The following is a 22,184-nucleotide window of genomic DNA, read 5'->3' as shown; positions in this document are numbered from 1 at the left end:
TTTAATCTCCTTTTAAATTTTAAAATTAGAATCTTACTATTACTATACCCAATTGAATAAATTTAACCATTTTATTTTTTTGATATTTCTTTTATAATTTCTACAATTGTATCAGATGCTTTTTTCATATCTTCAATAGGTATCAATTCATAAATACCATGGAAATTATAACCACCCGTAAATAAATTTGGACAAGGAAGATTCATAAATGATAATTTTGAACCATCAGTTCCGCCTCTAATAGGTTGTGTTATTACTTTTATTCCTAAATTTTCCATAGCATCTTTTGCATAATCTATTATTTCTTTATGATTTTTTAAAACATCTCCCATATTATAGTAAGTGTCGCTCATTTCTATTTTTATAATATTGCCATATTTTGAATTTAAGAAATTCACACAATCATTTAGGAATTTTTTCATTTTTTCGAATTTTTCCTTATCAAAATCTCTGATTATATAAACTAAATTTGTATCTTCAATACTTCCATCAATTGAAATCATATGATAGAAGCCCTCATAGCCTTCTGTATGCTCTGGTCTTTGAACTTGACCTATTAAATCATCTAACTCTTTTGCAACGCTTATAGAGTTAATCATTGTGTTTTTTGCAGTACCTGGATGGACGGATTTGCCTTTTATTGAAATTTTTGCTTCTGCTGCATTAAATGATTCATATTCTAATTCTCCAAGTCGTCCTCCATCTAGGGTATAGGCAAAATCTGCATCAAAATAATCAACATCAAAGCTATCGCATCCTGTTCCGATTTCTTCATCTGGTGTGAAAGCAATTTTTATATCTCCATGCTCTATTTGTGGATTATTTATAAGAAATTCTATGGCATCCATTATTGCAGCAATTCCTGCCTTGTCGTCAGCTCCTAATAACATTTCTCCATTTGTTGTAATTAAAGTTTTTCCTTTTAAATATTTTAAAAATGGAAAATCTTTTTCTTTTATAAATATATTTTCTTTTAATTTTATATCTCCACCTTCGTATTTTATAATTTGTGGATTTTTTATTCCTCCTGGCATTTCTGGAGAAGTATCCATGTGAGCAATGAATCCTACTTTTGGTAAGTTTTTATCTGTATTTGCTTTTAGGCATGAAAAAACAAATCCTTCTTCATTTATATAGGCATCAAGACCTAAATCATTTAATTCTTCTTTTAAAATTTTACCTAATTCTAATTGACCTTTGCTTGTTGGTTTTATCAAATTTGCTTTTGATTCGTCACTTCTTGTATCTATTGCAATATATTTTAAAAATCTGTTTTTTATTTTTTCCATTTTATCCTCCTATAAATTAATTATACACCCTTAGAATATTTAATTATACTGGTATTTTTAATTCAAATTTCTATTGATATATGATAAAATATAAAAGACGATTAGATAGGAGAAATTATGACTAAAAAAATTTTAAAAATAAAAACTAATAATATATTACCAGAATATAAGACTTTTTATTCAGCTGGTATGGACATATATTCTTCAAATGAAGAAGAAATTATAATAAAGCCAGGAGAAGTAGGCAAAGTTCCTACTGATTTAAAAATCGAAATTCCTGAAGGCTTTTTTGTTGCCATTTATCCTAGGTCATCTACAGGTGTTAAAAGACAATTAATGCTTGCTAATTCTACAGGAATTATAGATAGTGATTATAGGGGAGAGATAAAATTATTTTTTTATAATTTTGGGAAAAATGAACAAGTTATCAAAAAAAATGAAAGATTGGCTCAAATGGTAGTTCAACCTTATGAAAAAGTTGAAATTCAAAAAGTTGATGACTTATGTGAAAGTGAAAGAGGAGAAGGTGGATTCGGTTCAACCGGAAAATAATGAGAAATAATAAAAGTAACAATATTTCAAAACTTTATAATAAAAATAAATACAATCTTGTTTTACTTGTAATAGTATTATTGATTTCAATCTTTTTATTTTCAAAGCTAGCAAGTTATATTTCTAATAAGTCATTATCTAATTATGATAATGAAATTATTGTAATTAAAAATAATGATAGCGAAATAGATTCCTTGTCTTTGAAAGATATAAGAAAAATGGGAAAAAACGAAATGAAATTTACTACTCCTAAGGGAGAGGAATTTAAACTTGTGGGAGTATCAATTGAAAAAATCCTAAACAAAGAAGGTATTAATCCTAATTTGAATAATACAGTTGAGTTTTCGGATGGGTATGGACACACTACAAATATGAGTATGGAAACTGCTCTTGAAGTAAACAGAGTTTTATTAGTTTATAAAATCAATAATAAGGCTAATATGGACTATGACAAAAAATTGGGCATATTTTTTATAGTTGACAAGCAAGAAAAAGATTCAAGTAAATGGATAAAAAATATTCAATCAATAAATATTAAATAACTCATGATTTATCATGGGTTATTTCTTTTATATGAATTTTCCTATATGTTATAATAATCAAAGGATGTGATTATATGAATTCAGATTTTAAATATGATAAATTAACCCCTATGTTAAGGCACTATGTGGATGTCAAAAAAAACTTTGAGGATTCTCTATTACTTTATAGAGTCGGAGATTTCTACGAGGCTTTTTTTGATGATGCTATAATTATTAGCAAAAATCTCCAATTAGCTTTGACTGGAAAAGAATGTGGTCATGACAAAAGAGCACCTATGTGTGGAGTTCCTCATCATGTTATTGATACATATATAAATAAATTAGTTCAAAATGGATTTAAAATAGCCTTGTGTGATCAAGTAGAAGATCCAAAAATGGCAAAAGGCCTTGTAAAAAGAGCTATAACAAGAGTTATAAGTCCAGGTACAATAATAGATTTGGAATCGCTTGATAAAAAAGAAAATAATTTTTTACTTTCAATATATGAAAATAAATACGGAATTGGCGCTTGTTTTTCAGATATTTCAACTGGTAAATTAATGGCTTTTGAAATAAGAAATAATCAAAGCATTAGTGCAAACAAGCTAATAGATGAAATAGAAAAAATTTCTCCATCAGAAATAATAATAAATTCAAATTTTTCTAATAAAAAAGTTTTAAAATATCTAAACTTAAATAAAGAAATCCTTATAAATAAAATTGACGATAGCAAGGACTATGAAAGTTTAAGTGAAAATGTATATAAAAATTTGGGAGTAGAAAATTTCAAAAAAATAGAAAATATGAGAATTGCTTTAATAGCTATTTCAAATTTATTGGATTATATTTATAGTTATCACAAGGAAAAATTAGCTCATATAAATGATATTGAAATTTTAGATATTGCATCTTATATGCAGTTAGATGCAAATACACGAAGAAATCTTGAACTACATTCAAATATTGATAAAAAAGGTAAGGATAATTCTTTATTTAAATTAATAGATAAAGCTGATACTGTTATGGGTTCAAGGCTTTTAAATATGTGGCTTGAAAGACCACTAATCGAAAAAGAAAAAATTGATAAACGTCTAGATTTAGTCGAATTTTTCTTTTTAAACCCTGATTTATCAAATAAAGTTTCATATTTTTTGGATGATATATTTGATTTAGAAAGAATTATTGGAAAAATTTCTTATCAAAGAGCTAATGCAAGAGATTTTATTTCTTTGAAAACATCAATAAGAAATATTCCAGAATTTAAGAAATTTTTGGCAGGACTTGATAATAAAGATATTATTTCTTTTTCAAAAAATCTTCCAGATGTTTCAAATATTTATGATATTTTAGATAAATCTATAGTTGAAGATCCACCTGTTTTAATTACTGAAGGGGAAATTATCAAAGAAGGTTTCAATGATGATTTGGATAAGTTAAAAAAAGATTCTTTGTCAGCAGAAAATGATTTGATTGCTTATGAAAATGAACAAAAAGAAAAGACAGGCATAAATAAATTAAAAATAAATTACAATAAAAATAACGGGTATTCAATAGAGATAACTAAATCAAATTTAGATTTAGTTCCTGATACTTATATAAGAAAACAAACTTTAATTAATCGAGAAAGATATACTACAGAAAGACTTGAGGAGCTTTCAAATTTGATTTTGGGCTCTAGCGATAGGATAAATAACCTTGAGTATGAAATTTTTTGTCAAATAAGAGAATTTATATTGGATAATACCAAAAAACTCCAATACTTATCAAAATTAATTTCAATTATTGATTCTATTAATGCATTGTCAAAACTTGCTAGGGAAAATAATTATTGTAAACCTAAAATTACTACAGATAATATTATAAAAATTAAAAATGGCAGACATCCTGTTATTGAAAAAAAACTTAAAGAAAATGAGTTTATTTCAAATGATACGGACATCGGAGAAAGTAATAATCTAATTCAAATAATTACAGGGCCTAATATGGCAGGAAAATCTACTTATATGCGACAAATGGCTATAATTATAATTCTTGCTCAAATGGGTTCTTTTGTTCCTTGCGAAAAGGCAAGTATTTGTATTTGTGATAAGGTATTTACAAGAATTGGAGCTAGCGATAATATTTCAAAAGGCGAGTCAACCTTTATGCTTGAGATGAATGAAGTAAGTAATATATTAAAAAATTCAACTGACAAGTCCTTCATTATTTTAGATGAAGTAGGGAGGGGGACAAGCTCTGATGATGGTTTATCAATAGCTATGAGCTTGGTTGATTATTTAAGCAAAAAGAAGAAGGCTAAAACAGTTTTTGCTACGCATTTTCATGAATTGACAGTTCTTGAAAATAAATTGGATAATGTCATCAATTTAAAAATAGATATATTAGAAGAAAATGATAGCTTAGTTTTTTTGAGAAAAATTTCTAGAGGAAAATCTGATAGGTCTTATGGGATTGAAGTTGCTAGAATGTCCGGCTTACCATTAGATTTAATAGAAAATGCAAAAGTATTTATGAATAAACTTGATGAAAGTGATGAGATATTCAAAGACAATAACAAAATAATAAAATCTTCTATAGATGATTTGAATAAAATTAAAATTGATGAATTGAAAAATAAAGTAAATTTGATAAATATAAATGAATTAACCCCATTAGAAGCAATAAATATTCTTAATAAGCTTATTGATAATATAAAGGAGATATGATGAAAATCATAGAACTTGACAAAAAAACAATAGAAAAAATAGCGGCAGGAGAAGTTATAGAATCTCCTGTTTCTATAGTAAAAGAATTAGTAGAAAATTCAATAGATGCAAATGCCAAAAATATAGTTGTAGAAATAAAAAATGGCGGAAAATCTTATATAAGAGTTACAGATGATGGCATAGGAATTGATGAGGATGATTTTAAAAGAGCCTTTAAAAGACATGCAACTTCAAAAATTAAAGACTTCTCAGATTTATATGATTTATTTACTCTTGGATTTAGGGGCGAAGCCTTATCATCAATTGTTGCTTGTGCAAATATAAAAGCAATTTCAAAAACAAAAAATCAAAATCTAGGAAAAGAATTGATTTTTGAAAATGGAAATATAAAGTCATACAATTCTATAGCTACAAATATGGGGACAAGTATAGAAGTTTATGATTTATTTTTAAATCTTCCTGTAAGACGTAAATTTTTATCATCTGATATAAATGAATCAAATAAAATAGCAAAAATAATGCAAGCATTAGCTCTTGGATATAATGATGTTTCATTTAAATTTATAAAAGATAATAGGCTGATTTTTCATACATTAAAAGACCAAGCTATGGATAATAAAATTATTGAATTGTTGGATGAGAATCTAAAAGACAATCTTATCAAAATAGAAATTCAAAATTCTCTTTATAAAATTAATGGATTTATTTCAAAAGTTAATTATTATAGGGGAAATAGGTCTTTTCAATATATTTTTGTAAATAATAGGCTTATTGAAAATGAGAATATAAGCAAGGCTATAGAAAATGAATATAGAACACTTATTCCAAGTCAAAGATTTCCAGCTTTTTTTATCTTTATAGAAACAAATTCTAACAATATTGATGTAAATATTCATCCTAACAAAAAAGAAATTAAATTCACATATCAAAATGAGTTGATTGATTTATTAGAAGATGAAGTATCTAAAATCTTATATGAAAATATTAATATTAGGGAAGTTAAAGTATCAGAAAAAAATAAAGAAGAATTGAATTTTTATGATGATTATAGCGAGATTTTAAATTCATACAATAGGGTAAAAGAGGAAGATAATTCCTATAATTTTGAAAAAAATCCAGATACAAAAGACCAAGCAAAAAAGGAAGAAGATTTCTTTAGAGGTGCAGAATTAAATTTTATAGAAAAAAATGAAAAAATAGAAGATATAGACTACGATAAGAAAAGCCTTGGAACAGTAAAAAAATTAGAAATTGATAAGCTTTCTTATAAGTGTTCAATTTTTAATAAGTATGCTTTATTTTCTTATAATGATAAAATTTTAATCCTTGATAATAGAAGAGCTGATCAAAGAATTAAATTTGATAAATATATAGAAAATTTTAATAATGGAAAAATTTCCTCTCAACAATTAATTGAATCAAAAACTATTAAAGTAAATCTTCAAGAATATAATAAATATCTTGAAAAAAAAGAAATTTTCAAAAAAATGGGTTTTGATATTGAGGAATTTTCTTATGACAAATTGATAATTAGAGCTGTTCCTTTAATATTTGAAGAACCTGAAAATAAAAATTTTTTCTATGATTTATTAGATATTGATGAGAAAAATGAAAACTTATTTTTAAATAAAATTTCAAAGCTAATAAACAAAAATGTCTTTAGAAAAGGAGACATTCTTAATAAAGCAGAAGTTATGGCTACAATAGATAAATTAAATAAGTGTGATAATCCATATAAAACTTACGATGGAAAATCGACTATTATTATGATTGAAGAAGATGAATTGGAGAAATATTTTGATAGATAAAGTTTTGATTGTAACAGGACCTACAGCTTGTGGGAAAAGTGAGTTTGCTATAAAACTTGCCAAAAAATTTGATGGAGAAATTATTTCTGCTGACAGCCAACAAATTTATAAAGATATGTATATAGGAACAAACAAAATAAAAAAAATCGAAACGGATGGCATAAAACATTATGGGCTTGATATAAAATATCCTAATGAAGAATATTCTGTTCAAGAATTTAAGGATATGGCAAGAAATCTAATTAGTGAAATCAATTCAAAAAATAAAATTCCTATTGTGGCTGGTGGTACGGGTTTTTATATTGATTCAATTTTATTTGATATGAATTATGGAACAAATAAAAAAGATAAAAATTTAAGGGATAAGCTTACAAAAGATTTTCAAATGTATGGAAATGAATATATGTATGAAAAATTTTGTGAAATTGATCCTATAGAAGCTAAAAAATATCATCCAAATGAAACTCAAAGAATTATAAGAGCCTTTGAAACTTACAAATTAACTGGAAAAAAACCAAGTGAATTAAGAAAAGGTCTAAAAAATTTAAATAAAAATATAAATCCTATATTATTTTTTATAAACTATAAGGATAGGTCAAAACTTTATGAAAAAATCAATCTTAGAGTTGACCAAATGATTAATGACGGATTAGAAAATGAATTTGATAAGCTAGTTAAAAACTATAAACTAAGTTCATTATCTAAGTCATTACAGGCTATAGGTTATAAAGAATTTTTTACTTATAAAGAAAATGAAATTTCTTATGATGAGCTAAGAAGTGAAATTAAAAAAAATACAAGACGATATGCCAAAAGGCAAATCACATGGATGAAAAAATATTTAAAATATGATTTTTCTAATTTAATTTATAGGGATGAGGATATGGATGAAAAAATCTTGGAAAATATGGAAAAAATTGTAAAGGAGACTTATGATTTACAATAAATTATATGGAATTGATACAAAGATTGAAAATTATATTGAAAAAATAGATCTAGATTTAGAAGATAAATTTAAAAAATTAGATAAGATAAGTGAATACAATCAAATAAAGGTCTTAAAATCTTTTAGCGATAATAATCTTTCCGCTATTCATTTTAACTCTGCAACAGGATATGGATATGCAGATATTGGTAGAGAGGTGGTTGAAAATATTTTTTCTTCAATTTTTAAATCTGAAGATTCTCTTGTAAGACCAAATATAGTATCCGGCACTCATGCTATTTCTTTGGTTTTATTTTCTCTTTTAAATTATGGAGATAAGATTTTATCAATAAATGGAGATCCTTATGATACTTTACAACAAGTTATTGGAATTGAAGGAAATAAAAAAGGAAATTTGCTTTCAAAAGGAATTAAATACGATAAATTAGAATTAAAAAATGAACAAGAAATCCAATATGAAAAAATAAAAGAGAAATTAGATGATAAAACAAAGCTTGTAATGATTCAAAGATCAACAGGATATACAAATAGGAGAGCTTTTAGTATTAGTGAAATAGAAAAAGCTATTATTGAAATTCGAAAAATAAATAAAGACGTAATTATTTTTGTAGATAATTGTTATGGGGAATTCACAGAAATCAAAGAACCTATAGAAATAGGTGCAGATATAATTGCTGGCTCTTTAATTAAAAATCTTGGTGGTGGAATTGCAATAACTGGCGGATATATTTCTGGAAAAAAAGATTTAATTGAATACTGTGCAAATACCCTTACAGCACCTGGAATTGGAAAAGATGAAGGATTAAGTTTTGGAATGAATCGAAATGTCTTGCAAGGTTTATATTTTTCAAGCAAAACTACAATTGAGTCTATAAAAGTTGCTCTTCTTTTCGCGAAAGTTTTTGATGATTTAGGGTATGAAATAATCCCAAAATTAGATGATCCAAGAAGCGATATAGTCCAAGCTATAAAATTACATTCTAGCGAAAAATTAGAATTATTTGCAAAAGCAATCCAAGAATCTTGTAGTGTAGATTCCAATTTAACACCAATAGCTGACCAAATGCCTGGATATGAAGACCCTGTTATAATGTCATCAGGAGGCTTTGTAGAAGGAGCTACTTCTGAACTATCCTGCGATGGTCCTTTGAGAAAACCATACACAGTTTATTTGCAAGGAGGATTAAATAAATACCACGGAAAACTTGCCTTGATGAAGGTATTAGAAAAATTTGTGGATAATAAAATTTTAGATATAAATTCCATAAAATAAGTGATGAAACTAAAAAATACTCAACCAATAAGAATTAGTTATTGATTGAGTATTTTTTTATAAATTCTAACTTTGAAAAATTAATATTAATAGATAAGAATTTTTTTATATTTTTAAATTTGATAAAGGATTTTTGTTTACTGCTTTTTTCAAATCTTCATCATCCAAGTGGGTGTAAATTTGAGTGGTTGATACACTTTCGTGTCCTAATACGTCTTTTAAAGCTCTTATATCCACATTTCCATACTTATACATCAAAGTTGCTGCTGTATGTCTTAGTTTGTGAGTTGAATAGATTTTTGTATCAAAACCTGCTTTTTCTAAATATTTTTCAACAGTTGATTGAACAGCCCTGTTTGATATTCTTTGTTTTCTAGTAGATATAAACAAAGCGTCGATTTTTTTATCTTTTAAATATTTTTTCCTAATCTTTATATAATTTTCAATTAAATCTATGCAATTTTTAGTTAAATATATAGTTCTTTCTTTATTGCCCTTGCCAATAATTGAAAAATGATCATCTTTAATATCTTTTAAATCTACACTAACAAGTTCGGAAAGACGCATGCCTGTTGTTAAAAAAGTGAAAACTATAGCCATATCTCTATTTTTTAGAAATTCATTTTTTTCTTGACTAACAATTTCAAGTAAGTGTTCTGTTTCGCTCAAAGTGAGGTAGACAGGTTGTCTTTTTTGAATTTTTGGATTTCTTAATTTTTCTGTTATATTATTATCGATAATTTCAATTTCTTGATGTAAATATTTATAAAAAGAACGTAAAGCAGAAATTTTTCTTGACCTAGTAGAAGTGTTATCGTTTAATTCGTTATCCAAATAAGATATATAAGAATACATATCCTGAATATTAATATCATTAATAAAAGATTGATTGAAAATTTTATTAGAATCAAAATTTGATTTTTTTAAATCATAATCAAATTTTTCCTTATCATCAAAATAAACCTTTCTTAATATTTGAAAAGAAATAAAATTAATAAGGTCATAATGATATTCACTAATAGTTTTTTCGGATAAGGCTCTAATAGATTTTAAGTAGGAAAGATAATCTTTTAAAATTAAGGGGGACTTTATTTTAGTCATAAAAAAACTCCTAAATATTTTGTGCTAAGATCATTATAGCAGAAAAAAATAAAAATATCAATTATTGCACAAAATAATAATTTTGTGCAATAATTTTAGAATCAAAAAACCTCTCCACTAATAATATTTTTGTTTAAAATATTTAGCAAAAAAACTTTTTGGAAATAAAATTATAAATAAAAACAGCAGCTTTATAGTTGACTCATAAATCATTACAACAAATTTTAAAAATATATTAAATTTCTAAAAAATCAGACGTCGTATTTTGCGTTTTAAGCGATTTTATATTTTTTGTCAATTAATCCCTATATGGTAATTTTTAAATTGTATAAGTAATTATATATATTAATAAAAAAAGCGTATGCAAAATTTAAATTGCATACACTTATGATATTTTTATTAGAAGTTATATAGCTCCAACCAATCTATAATATTTAACTGGATATCTTCTATCGCCCATCTTACCTTTTCTTTCAGTGATTGATATTCCTCTATCTGGATAGTTGCAGTGTATTATTGTATTTTTATCTAAAATAAAACCTGTATGACCACCAGATCCTGATGACTTGCCTGGTATACCAGCAACAAAAATATCACCGTATCTAATTTCATTTTCTGATATTTCTTTTAGAATTTGACCTCTCCTGCCAAGTTCAAACAATGTTTCTGTATTTCCGTTAGCTACATTTTTAGAAATAAAACCACCGTGTTTCAAAGCTCTATAAACAGCTGATGAACAATCGGCATATCCTTTCTGATTTCTTTTTTTCCAATCCATACTATATTCATAGTTAAAATCTTTTGCCTGATACATCCATCCGATAGCTAAATCAAGATCCCTTACGGGAGTATAATTAGTAGAAATTAAATAACCTTTACCTGTATTATCAAAAGAATATAAATTATTATTGACTAGAACTTTATAACCTTTTGATATTCCGCTATAAGTATGATTGTAAAAATAATTTCCGATTTTTTGAATACCTTGAATTATTAACCCATTAGAATCAGGATGGAAAGTAGCAATTTTCATATAGGTAAATTGTGAAGTTTTAACAAGACCATCATTACCAACAAAATACATTACTTTAGGTCCAAAAGTAATAAATTGATTAGTATATAAGTAACCATTACCATAGGCAAAGTGTTTACCTTGATTATTTGTCTTCCAACCTTTACTATCTATAAGGTTGCCATCGTCATTAGTATATCTCCATCTATTACTATTATCTTGAAATTTACCAATAATCATTCTTCCATCATTACCCATAAAATACATTACTTTAGGTCCAAAAGTTATGAATTGATTAGTATATAAGTAACCATTATCGTAAGCAAAGTGTTTACCTTGATTATTTATCTTCCAACCCTTGCTGTTAATGAGGTTACCATCGTCATTAGTATATCTCCATTTTTTACTATTATCTTGGAATTTACCAACAATCATTCTTCCATCATTACCCATAAAATACATGATTTCAGGTCCAAAGGTAATAAATTGATTAGTATACAAGTAACCATTATCATGAGCAAAGTGTTTACCTTGATTATTTGTCTTCCAACCTTTACTATCTATGAGATTACCATCGTCATTAGTGTATCTCCATTTACTGTAGTTATCTTGGAATTTACCAATCATCATTCTTCCATCATTACCCATAAAATACATTATTCTAGGTCCGAAAGTTATAATTTGATTGGTGTAAATATATCCGTCTCCATAAGTAAAATATTTGTTATTATTTTTTTCTATAAAACCAACATTTGGAAGGCTACCATCTTTATAAATATATCTACATCTTCCATCTTCAGTCCAAATAAAATCGCCATCTTTTTTTGCAGGAGATTTCATTATTGTTTTTTTAACAGAACTTTCTTTGTTAGTAGATTCTATATTTTCTGTTAAATTAGAAGAATTATCCTTATTTTCATTAGTTGATGAATTTACATTATTTTCTAAGTTATTATTAGAAGAAGGATTATCAAGATTATCATTAGATTTTTCTATATTAGAAGAATCATTGTTTGATATATTTACATTATCTTCAATTTTTTTCTCAGAATTATCATCACTATTGTAGAAATTAGAATTAATTTCATTGTCATTAGATTTTGAATCTATAATTTCTGTGTTATTTTCTGTTGATATAAAATTTTCACTTTCTGATTTTAAATCAATATCAGAGTCTGCATAAGATGGTTTTACACAAATAAATCCTGAAATAAATAATAGTGAAAAAATATTAATCAACAAAAATTTTTTATACTTATGATTCATTTTTTTTGTATTCCTCCTTAGCAAGTACGCTCATAGTTCCATTATATATATATATATAAATGTCAATTTTCCTACAAAAAAATGTATCTTTAGTAAAAATTGATAATCAATACTAATGATCTATATGTTATTTCAAAATAGTTAACATTGAAAAAGCACAAAAAAAGAGAGGATGATTTTTCCTCTCCTTAAATTTTATTTAGCATATTCTATTGCTTTTGATTCTCTAATTACATTAACTTTTATTTGACCAGGATATTCTAATTCATTTTCGATTTTTTGTGCAATCTCTCTAGCAATTACAACCATTTGATCGTCCGATATTTTTTCAGGTTTTATCATTACCCTAAGTTCTCTTCCTGCTTGAACAGCGAAAGTTTTTTCTATACCATCAAATGAATTAGCAATTTCTTCTAAGTTTTCTAGTCTTTTAATATAATTTTCTAAGCTTTCTCTCCTTGCTCCAGGTCTTGCTGCTGAAATTGTATCTGATGCTTGTACTAGGATTGCAGCTATGCAATTAGCTTCTACATCTCCGTGATGGGATTCAATACAATTAATTACATTTTTGTTTTCGCCATATTTTTTTGCAGCTTCGACTCCTATTGATATATGAGTTCCTTCTACTTCATGATCTATAGCTTTTCCTAAATCATGTAATAGTCCTCCTCTTTTAGCATCCTTGTCGTCGAGTCCTAGTTCTTGAGCTAACATTCCAGCAATTTTTGCAACTTCTATGGAATGTTTTAAAACATTTTGTCCATAAGAAGTTCTAAATTTAAGTTTTCCTACAAGTCTTACAAGTTGAGGATGAAGATTGTGTATTCCCACTTCTTCAATTGCTTTTTGTCCGTCTTCAATTATTCTTTGTTCAACTTCATCTTCTGCTTTCATTAGCATTTCTTCGATTCTTGAAGGATTTATTCTTCCATCAAGTATTAATCTTTCTAATGCTACTTTAGCTATTTCTCTTCTGATTGGTTCGAATGCAGATATTACTACAGCTTCTGGTGTGTCATCAATTATCATATCTGTTCCTGATAATTGTTCAAAAGCTCTGATATTTCTACCTTCTCTTCCAATTATGCGACCTTTCATTTCATCGTTTGGCAATGATACTACTGTAACTGTGCTTTCTGCTACTTCATCAGCCGCATATCTTTGAATTGTTGTTGCTAGAATTTCTGAAGCTAATTTTTTACTTTCATTTTTTGTTTTTTCTTCAAACTCTTTAATGATTTTAGCTTGTTCATGAACAACATCATTCTTTAAGCTTTGAAGTAAAATATCTTTGGCCTCACTTGTTGTAAGCCCAGCAATATCTTGTAACTTCAACTCTTGTTCTTCGATAAGTTTCTCAATTCTGTCTTCTTTTTGTTTTAACTTTTTTTGGTCACTAGAGATTTCATCAGATTTCTTATCTAATAATAAGGATCTTTTGTCTAGACTCTCTTCCTTTTTTAAAAGATGACCTTCTTTTGTAGCAAGTTCATTATTTTTTTTGCTAATTTCTTGCTCGCTTTCTTTTTTGCGTTTAGAAATCTCATCTTTAGCACTTATTAGCGCATCTTTCTTTAGAGATTCGGCATCTCTATTTGCTTCATCAATAATTCTTGCAGATAATTCTTCTGCAGAAGAAATTTTTGATTCACCTATTTTTTTCTACAAAGATAGCCTATAAAAAAAGCTAATATTATGAAGGCGACAGATAGAATAATTTGATTAAAATTCATTTTATCACCTCCTGTAATTAGGATTTTCATCCTATAAATAATTATATCATAAATCTATATTTATACGAAAAAGTTTTTCTAAATTTATTTTTCTTTCATTTGCTTTAGATACATTTTTTTGTATTCTCCATTATTTTGGATTAATTGTTCGTGATTACCGCTTTCTAAAAATTTGCCGTGGGATAGGACAATAATTTTATCTACATTTTTTATTGTTGATAATCTATGAGCAACTATAAAAGTTGTTCTGTCTTTTTTTAATTCATTTATACCTTCTTGAATTATTTTTTCGGTTTCTGTATCTATATTTGATGTTGCTTCATCTAAAATTAGAATTTTTGGATCTCTTATATAAGCTCTTGCAAAAGATATGAGTTGTTTTTCTCCTTGGCTCAAATTAGATCCATTTTCTAAAACTTTGCTGTCAATACCTCGTTTTAATAATTTTTGTCCACCAACCTTTTTTAGTGATTCTATAACTTCTTTGTCTGTAAAATTTTCTCCCAAGCTAATATTTTCTTTTATGCTAGCCTTGAATAAAAAAGCATCTTGCAAAACAACTGCCATATCTTTTCTCAATAAATCTCTATTTATTTTATTAATGTTGGTATTTCCTATATATATTTTTCCCTTTCTTGGGGAATAAAAATTTAAAAGCAGATTTATCAAAGTTGATTTGCCCGAACCTGTTTGCCCAACAAAAGCTAGGGATGTTCCATTTTTAACTTCAAATGAAATTCCTTTTATTACATCTTCATTATCATAAGAAAAATAAATATCATCAAAATAAATGTCATTTTCTAAATTTATTTTTTTATTTTCTAATTTTTCCATAGATTTCATTTCTAAAAGTTCAAATATGTGATTTGCTGAGCTTAGAGCATCTTCAACATCTCCAAATCTCATAATTATTGTATTGATATTATTGAAAATTTTAGTTGTATAGTCTATTGCCATATATAAAGAACCTATTGTTACAAAATATATATTTGTAATTGAGCCAATTCCAAAATAAATAAGTACGATTATTATAGCTAAAAATTGAATAATATCCATAGCTCTATAACCTGAATAAGATCTTAATTTGGATAATTTAATATTCAAATCATATATTTTTCTATTTATTTTATCAAATTTTTTGAAAATATAATTTTCTCTATTAAAAACTTGAATGATTTCCATATTTTGAATATATTCATTAATTTTTGCATTAACATCTGCAGTATAGATTTTTATATCTTTAGTATATGCATAAGTTTTATTTAAATAAGTTTTAAATATCAAATACACAATAGGCATGAGTATCAAAAGCATTAAAGCTGCTATTGTATCAGTAAATAAAAGTGTTATATATAGACCAATAATTAATATTAAGGAATTTATAATATCAGAAAACAATAGTTGAAACATTGTTTTTAATTTATTTGTGTCATTGGTTATTCTTGATGCGATTTTTCCTGAAGGAAGATTATCAAAATAGGAAATTGGAAAAGTTGATACTTTATCATAGACATCTTTTTGTACTTTTGATGCAATTTTATTGGCTGCAATTTGAAAATTAACTCTAGACCTGTTTAATAAAATTCCTGACAATACAAAAACGATAAAATATATAAATAATAGTATTGCAATTTTTTTGTAGCTTTGTGGTGTAAGCTTAGATTTTAATACATCATTTATTATAAAAGCAATAATCATAGGTCCGATTATTTCAAGTATAGTTCGAAAAAAAGAAAAAATAAATCCAATAAGCAAAGACTTTTTTTCATCTAATGCGTAAGTTTTTAATTTATTATAATTTTTCTTTTCATTTGCCTTAATCATACATATCACCTAAAATTTGATTTTCATATTGTTTTTTATACCATTTGTCATTTTTCATTAGCTCATAATGGTTTCCTTTTTCAACAATTTTTCCATCTTCTAAAACAATAATTTCATCACAATTTTGCACTTGGCTTATCCTATGAGCTACTATAATTGTTGTTTTATTACTCCTATATTTATTTAAATTCGTAATAATATTTTTTTCGGTATTAGCATCAACAGCGCTCATAGCATCATCTAGAATTAAAATTTCTGGATTTTTTAATACAGCCCTAGCAATAGACAATCTTTGTTTTTGTCCACCTGATAATGAAACTCCTTTTTCGCCAGTAATAGTTTCAAGACCTTCAGGAAAATCAGCTATATCTTTTTTAAAATCTGCTATTTCTATTGCCAAATTCAACTCTTCTTCACTTGCATCTTCTTTTGCAAATAATATATTATTTCTTAATGTATCTGAAAAAATCATATTTTCTTGTGGAACATACCCAAGATTTTCCTTAAAACTTTTAAAATAAATATCTGATGAAATATCATCATTAAAATATATATCAGATTTATCAACCTTATATAAGTCTAAAATTTGTTTAATCAGGGTAGTTTTGCCTGATGAAGTTTTTCCTAAAATTCCCAAAGATTTAGAATTTTTTATAGATAAGTTTATTTCGTTTAATATATTTTCTTTTGAACTTGGATATTTAAAATTATGATTATCAAATTTTATATCCAATGGGAAATTGACGCTTTTTTTATTATCTGTATTTTTTATTTCCTCTTTATAATTTAAAGTTTCATCTATCCTATCCATAGCAGCGCTTGCTTGCTCTTTTAAATTTATAAAATCTCCTAGAGCATACATTGGCCAAACTAGCATATTTAAATAATAGGTAAAAGAAACAATTTGACCTATAGAAATTTTTCCTAAACTCATTAAATATGAGCCAAATCCTATTGCTATAATAAAAGTAAGTGACGTTATAATTCTTTCTACAGGAGCTAAAAGAGCCTGATATTTTGCAAGAATTATATTGTTTGTAGCTAATTCATCAGCGTTTTTATAAAATATTTTTCTCCTATTTTCAACTATGTTGAAAACCCTAATAAGCCTTATACCTTCAGCGTCTTCTAAAACACTATCATTTAACCTATCGAAGGATTGATTTACTTTTTTTGACTTATCATAAATCTTATCCCCTATTTTAAAATAGATAATAGCAATAAAAGGTAGTGGTAAAATAGAAAGTAAAGTTAGTTTTAAATCAATAGTAAAAACCATAACCAAAATTATACTAAAAGGAAGAATTGTAGCATCTATTAGTGCTAGAGTTCCATAACCTGCCATTATTGATATTTGAGAAATATCATTGGTAGATTTTCCCATAAGAGATCCTGTAGAATTTTTTTCGAAAAATTCTTGAGATTGGTTTAAAAATTTTCTCATTAACTTATTTCTTGCTAAATATTCTATGCTTCCACTAGCCTTAAAAACATTATAAGACCAACCCATAGCCAAAAAATATTTTAAAATAACCACAAATATAGTAAAGGATATAATTTTAATAAAATTATTTAAATCAATTGAATTGTTGTATATTAAATCAATTAATTTTCCAATAATATATGGCAAAAATAGTGAAACAATATCACTTAATAATAAAAATATAACTCCAATGATATAATATTTCTTATAATACTTGATAAACCATTTAAATTTTTTGTACATACTACCTCTTAAAATTAAAGAGCTGTTAATTTTAAAATATTTGTTAATAATTTAAAATTAAATAACAGCCCTTTTCTTATTTATTATGTTTATGTTTTATAATTTTAGCTGGAGCTCCTACTGCAGTACAATCATCTGGCACATCATCTAAAACTACAGAATTTGCACCAATTTTACAAAAATTACCTATGGTGATATTTCCCAATAAAATTGCACCTGCTCCAATTAAAACATTATTACCAACAGTTGGATGTCTTTTTACTCTTGCATTTTTTAAACCACCTAAGGTAACGCCATGATACATTAACACATCATCGCCAACTTCAGCAGTTTCTCCGATTACAACACCCATTCCATGATCTATATAGCATCTTCTTCCAATCTTAGCACCAGGATGGATTTCAATTCCAGTTTCTCTTCTAGCTTTTTGACTAATCTCATTTGCCTTAGAAAATTCTCCTTCTAAATATAATTTGTGTGCCTCAAAATGAGCTAATAAAGCTCTAATTCCCGGAGAAAATCTCAAAGCATCTTCTGCCTTAGTTAAGGCAGGATCTTTTTCCAAAGCTGCCTTAACTAATTCATCTTTATATTCTTCAAAAGTCATATTGATCTATATTATATAATTCTGTTGATAAATATCTTTCGCCTGTATCTGGCAAAACAGTAACAACCTTTTTACCCTCACCAAGCTTATCAGCAATTTCTATTGCACCACATACATTAGCTCCTGAAGAAATTCCAACAGCTAAGGCTTCGTTTTTAGCTAAATATCTAGACATTTTTATAGCATCATCGCCTTTAACATCAACAATTCCATCTATTAAATCAAAATCTAAATTTTCAGGAATAAAGTTTCCACCTATTCCTTGAATTTTATGACCTGATGCCTTACCACCTGATAATAAAGGACTTTCTGCTGGCTCAATTGCAAAAATCTTTACATTTTTATTATTTTCTTTTAGTCTTTTGCCAACTCCTGTTACAGTTCCACCAGTTCCAACTCCTGCAATAAAAGCATCTGGAGATATTTCATTTAAAATTTCAACACCAGTTGTTTCGTAATGAGCTTTTATATTAGCGGGGTTTGAGAATTGGTCTGGCATAAAATATCCGTCTTTTTTTGATAATTCTATAGCCTTATCAACTGATCCTTGAAGACCATTTTCTGTTGTCCTTATTACTTCAGCTCCGTAGGCTTGAGCAAGTTTCGATCTTTCTATACTCATTGAGCTTGGCATAGTTAATATACATTTATATCCTTTTGCAGCAGCAAGGGCAGCAAGAGCTAGGCCAGTATTTCCACTTGTTGGCTCTACAATTGTATCGCCTTTTTTTAGTTTTCCATTTTTTTCTGCTTCTTCTATCATATACAAAGCTATTCTATCTTTAATAGAGCCTGCTATATTATTTTTTTCAACTTTTACATAAATATCTGCTCTACCTTCTTTTTTCAAGGAATTTAATTTTAATAATGGAGTATTTCCAATTATTTCTTTTGCGTTATTATAAATTTTCATTAATTCTCCTTTCAAAATTATATATAAAAATTTAAAATTTAAAATTTAAAAATCATTTAATTTTTTCAATTGTTAATATTATATAGTAAAAAAATTATCTTTCAAACGATTAAGAAAAAAATCATAGTAAATTACTATGGATTCTTTGTAAAAAAAGAAAGCCAAACGGCTTTCTTTATAATTTAATTATTAAGCATTCATTTGGCTTTGAACTTCTTTAGCGAAATCTTCTTCTTTTTTCTCTAAACCTTCGCCAACTTCAAATCTAGCAAATCTTCTGATTTTGATGTTTTCTCCTACATTATTTGCAGTATCTCTTAGATATTGTTCAATTGTAAGATCAGGATTTTTGATATATTGTTGATCCATTAAGCATACATCTTTGAAATATTTTTTAAGTCTACCTTCAACTTTTTTGTGAGCTATCATTTCTTTTTTGTCTTCAGGCATATTTGGATTAGCTTCATTCATAGCTTGTTTAATTAATATTTCTTTTTGTTCTGCTACATCTTTTTCATCAGCGTCTTCTTCTGAAATATATAGTGGATTTAAAGCAGCTATATGCATAGCTATATTTTTTGCAAATTCTTTAACTGTGTCAGTATTTGCTGAAAAATCTGTTTCAGTATTGATTTCAACAATTACACCAATTTTATCGTTGTGAATGTATGAACCAATAATTCCTTCAGCAGCAATTCTATCAGCTTTTTTATCCAAAGTAGCTTGTCCTTTTTCTTTTAATAGTTTTATAGCATCATCTATATTACCATCAGTTTCAGTTAAAGCTTTTTTACAATCCATCATTCCTGCGCCAGTTTTTTCTCTTAATTCTTTTACTAATTTTGCACTTACTGCCATGATTTCCTCCTAATTATTCCTCAATAGATTCTTCTTCATCGTTTTCTTCTAACTCTTCTGATTCTGTTTCTTCTTCTTCATCATTTTCTTCAAAGTCTTCTTCGCTTACTGCGAATTCACTACCTTGATTTCCTTCTATTACAGCATCAGCCATTAATGAAGTAATAAGTTTTACAGCTCTTATAGCATCGTCATTTCCAGGAATAGCAATATCTACTACATCTGGATCACAGTTTGTATCTACAATTGAAATAACTGGAATACCTAAGATTCTAGCTTCGTGAACTGCTATTTGTTCATTTGATGGATCTACAACAAATAATACATCTGGTAAATCTTCCATATCTTTGATTCCACCAAGATTTTTTTCTAATTTATCCATTTCTTTGTTGTATTGTAGAACTTCTTTTTTTGGTAAAAGATCAAATGTTCCATCTTCTTCCATTGTTTCATATTTTTTAAGTTTGTTTACACTATTTCTAATTGTGTTAAAGTTTGTCAACATACCACCTAACCATCTGTTAGATACATAGTATTGACCACATCTTTTAGCTTCTTGTTCAATTGAATCTTGAGCTTGTTTTTTGTTCCTACAAATAAAACTGTTCCGCCTTCGCTAGCAATATCTCTAATTGTTTCGTAAGCTTTTTCAATTTGATTTGCAGTTTTTGCTAAATCTATAATATAGATTCCATTTCTTTCTGTGAAGATGAATTTTTTCATTTTTGGGTTCCATCTTCTTGTTTGGTGTCCAAAATGTACACCAGCTTCTAATAATTTTTTCATTGATACTATTGACATATATCTTACCTCCGTTTATTTTCTTCCATCTTTTTCTTCTAGATTTTAAACTAATTAAATTAGCAACGTAAATCTATCCAAAGATGTGCATAGTACTTATGTAATATACCATAAATTATAATATATTACAAGTTTATTCGAACATTGCTTCAACAAATGATTTAGAATCAAATTTTTCTAAATTATTTATTCCTTCTCCTACACCAATATACTTAACAGGTACTTCAAGTTCAACTTGTAATGGGAAAATCACACCGCCTTTTGCAGTTCCATCTAGTTTGGTTAAAATCAATCCTGTAATATCGCAAACATTTTTAAACTCCCTAAGCTGACTTATCGCATTTTGTCCTGTAGTTGCATCCAAAACTAATAAATTTTCTCTATTAGCATTATTAGCATGAGTTGAAATTGTTCTATTTATTTTTTCTAATTCATTCATAAGATTTTTTTTGTTGTGAAGTCTTCCTGCTGTGTCACAAATCAAGACATCAGACTTATTTGCTTTTGCTGCTTGAATTGCATCAAAAATTACTGCTGATGGATCTGAACCTTCTTTGTGAGCAATCATTTGTGTATTTGATTGTTTTGCCCATGAATCGAGTTGCTCAATTGCTGCTGCCCTAAATGTATCGGCAGCTGCTAAAGTCACTTTGTATCCATCTTTTTTCAAGTTATTTGCAAGTTTTCCTATAGTAGTTGTTTTACCAACTCCATTAACCCCTATAACTAAAATTACTGTTAGCTTATCTTTTGAAATATTTAATTTATTTTCAAGATTTTTTTCATCTAATTTTTTTTCCATAATTTCTTTTAGCAAAGGAAAAATTTCATCAGCATTTTTAACTGATTTTTCTTTAATTTCATCTTTTAATTGGTCAACTATTTCAATGGTAGATTTCATACCAATATCTGCTGATATTAAAATTTCTTCTAATTCATCATATAAGTCATCATCAATTTTTACATTTGCTGTAAATAAGTTTTTAAGTTTTGAGGAAAATTGCTCTCTTGTTTTTGATAAACCCTTTGATAATTTAGTAAAAAATCCTAATTCTTCTTCGGTATCGTCATCTTGTAATTGTTTTGAATTTTCATTTTCAAAATTTTCTTCTATAGTTTCTTCAAATCCACTTTCTTGTATTTTTTCATTTTCTTCGCTTTTTTCTAAATTATTTTCATCTGATAGATTTTTTTTGCTATTTTCTTCTTCATCATTCTTTTTTTTCTTAAAAAAATCAAACATTTTTTC

15 protein-coding genes and 2 pseudogenes are annotated in these 22,184 nt (G+C 26.8%); 6 read left to right on the top strand and 11 right to left on the bottom strand.

Going from position 1 to position 22,184, the window contains the following annotated elements:
• Positions 1 to 71: 71 nt before the first annotated feature.
• A complete protein-coding gene (gene pepT / locus HGAG_RS01880; protein WP_019117672.1) occupies positions 72 to 1,289 on the bottom strand; it encodes a peptidase T in 1,218 nt (405 codons plus the stop codon).
• Positions 1,290 to 1,406: 117 nt separating this feature from the next.
• On the opposite strand from pepT, the gene dut reads away from it, so the two are divergent.
• The 6 genes from dut to HGAG_RS01850 all read left to right on the top strand — a co-directional run bounded on the left by dut (position 1,407) and on the right by HGAG_RS01850 (position 9,094).
• Positions 1,407 to 1,841 (top strand): dUTP diphosphatase, encoded by a 435-nt coding sequence (dut, locus tag HGAG_RS01875; protein WP_019117671.1) that lies wholly within the window; start codon positions 1,407 to 1,409, stop codon positions 1,839 to 1,841.
• On the top strand, positions 1,841 to 2,383 hold the full coding sequence (locus HGAG_RS01870; RefSeq protein WP_019117670.1) for a hypothetical protein: 543 nt from the start codon (positions 1,841 to 1,843) through the stop codon (positions 2,381 to 2,383). Before dut ends, HGAG_RS01870 begins: the two co-directional genes overlap by 1 nt.
• A gap of 74 nt (positions 2,384 to 2,457) precedes the next feature.
• Entirely contained in the window at positions 2,458 to 5,067 is a 2,610-nt protein-coding gene (mutS, locus tag HGAG_RS01865; protein WP_019117669.1) for a DNA mismatch repair protein MutS, read from the top strand.
• Entirely contained in the window at positions 5,064 to 6,875 is a 1,812-nt protein-coding gene (mutL, locus tag HGAG_RS01860) for a DNA mismatch repair endonuclease MutL (protein ID WP_040401569.1), read from the top strand. Before mutS ends, mutL begins: the two co-directional genes overlap by 4 nt.
• Positions 6,865 to 7,821, top strand: a complete 957-nt coding sequence (gene miaA / locus HGAG_RS01855) for a tRNA (adenosine(37)-N6)-dimethylallyltransferase MiaA (RefSeq protein WP_019117667.1) — start codon at positions 6,865 to 6,867, stop codon at positions 7,819 to 7,821. Before mutL ends, miaA begins: the two co-directional genes overlap by 11 nt.
• Positions 7,808 to 9,094: a methionine gamma-lyase family protein gene (locus tag HGAG_RS01850; RefSeq protein ID WP_019117666.1), complete on the top strand. Its 1,287-nt coding sequence runs from the start codon at positions 7,808 to 7,810 to the stop codon at positions 9,092 to 9,094. The genes miaA and HGAG_RS01850 overlap by 14 nt, the downstream gene beginning before the upstream one ends.
• A gap of 105 nt (positions 9,095 to 9,199) precedes the next feature.
• Here the strand turns inward: HGAG_RS01850 and HGAG_RS01845 are convergent, their stop codons facing one another.
• The 10 genes and pseudogenes from HGAG_RS01845 to ftsY all read right to left on the bottom strand — a co-directional run bounded on the left by HGAG_RS01845 (position 9,200) and on the right by ftsY (position 22,178).
• Complete coding sequence (locus HGAG_RS01845; RefSeq protein ID WP_019117665.1) at positions 9,200 to 10,195, bottom strand: tyrosine recombinase XerC; 996 nt, start codon at positions 10,193 to 10,195, stop codon at positions 9,200 to 9,202.
• A 406-nt stretch (positions 10,196 to 10,601) separates the two neighbouring features.
• On the bottom strand, positions 10,602 to 12,473 hold the full coding sequence (locus tag HGAG_RS11070; RefSeq protein WP_019117664.1) for a peptidoglycan amidohydrolase family protein: 1,872 nt from the start codon (positions 12,471 to 12,473) through the stop codon (positions 10,602 to 10,604).
• Positions 12,474 to 12,668: 195 nt separating this feature from the next.
• Positions 12,669 to 14,206: pseudogene (rny, locus tag HGAG_RS10410) on the bottom strand (ribonuclease Y).
• A gap of 84 nt (positions 14,207 to 14,290) precedes the next feature.
• A complete protein-coding gene (locus HGAG_RS01830) occupies positions 14,291 to 16,030 on the bottom strand; it encodes an ABC transporter ATP-binding protein (RefSeq protein ID WP_019117662.1) in 1,740 nt (579 codons plus the stop codon).
• On the bottom strand, positions 16,023 to 17,756 hold the full coding sequence (locus HGAG_RS01825; RefSeq protein ID WP_019117661.1) for an ABC transporter ATP-binding protein: 1,734 nt from the start codon (positions 17,754 to 17,756) through the stop codon (positions 16,023 to 16,025). The genes HGAG_RS01830 and HGAG_RS01825 overlap by 8 nt, the downstream gene beginning before the upstream one ends.
• A gap of 76 nt (positions 17,757 to 17,832) precedes the next feature.
• Positions 17,833 to 18,363: a serine O-acetyltransferase EpsC gene (gene epsC, locus HGAG_RS01820; protein WP_019117660.1), complete on the bottom strand. Its 531-nt coding sequence runs from the start codon at positions 18,361 to 18,363 to the stop codon at positions 17,833 to 17,835.
• Complete coding sequence (gene cysK / locus HGAG_RS01815) at positions 18,353 to 19,276, bottom strand: cysteine synthase A (protein ID WP_019117659.1); 924 nt, start codon at positions 19,274 to 19,276, stop codon at positions 18,353 to 18,355. Before cysK ends, epsC begins: the two co-directional genes overlap by 11 nt.
• Before the next feature lie 189 nt (positions 19,277 to 19,465).
• The gene (gene tsf / locus HGAG_RS01810) at positions 19,466 to 20,137 is read right to left on the bottom strand and encodes a translation elongation factor Ts (RefSeq protein ID WP_180362997.1); all 672 of its coding nucleotides are present in this window, start codon (positions 20,135 to 20,137) and stop codon (positions 19,466 to 19,468) included.
• 10 nt (positions 20,138 to 20,147) lie between these two features.
• Positions 20,148 to 20,935 (bottom strand): annotated as a pseudogene (rpsB, locus tag HGAG_RS01805) (30S ribosomal protein S2).
• 133 nt (positions 20,936 to 21,068) lie between these two features.
• Positions 21,069 to 22,178 (bottom strand): signal recognition particle-docking protein FtsY, encoded by a 1,110-nt coding sequence (gene ftsY, locus HGAG_RS01800; RefSeq protein ID WP_019117658.1) that lies wholly within the window; start codon positions 22,176 to 22,178, stop codon positions 21,069 to 21,071.
• Positions 22,179 to 22,184: the final 6 nt, after the last annotated feature.

Source organism: Anaerococcus obesiensis ph10, assembly GCF_000311745.1.
GTDB lineage: Bacteria > Bacillota > Clostridia > Tissierellales > Peptoniphilaceae > Anaerococcus > Anaerococcus vaginalis.
The sequence above is the reverse complement of the archived record's forward strand: the minus strand, read 5'-3'. Positions and strand labels throughout refer to the sequence as shown.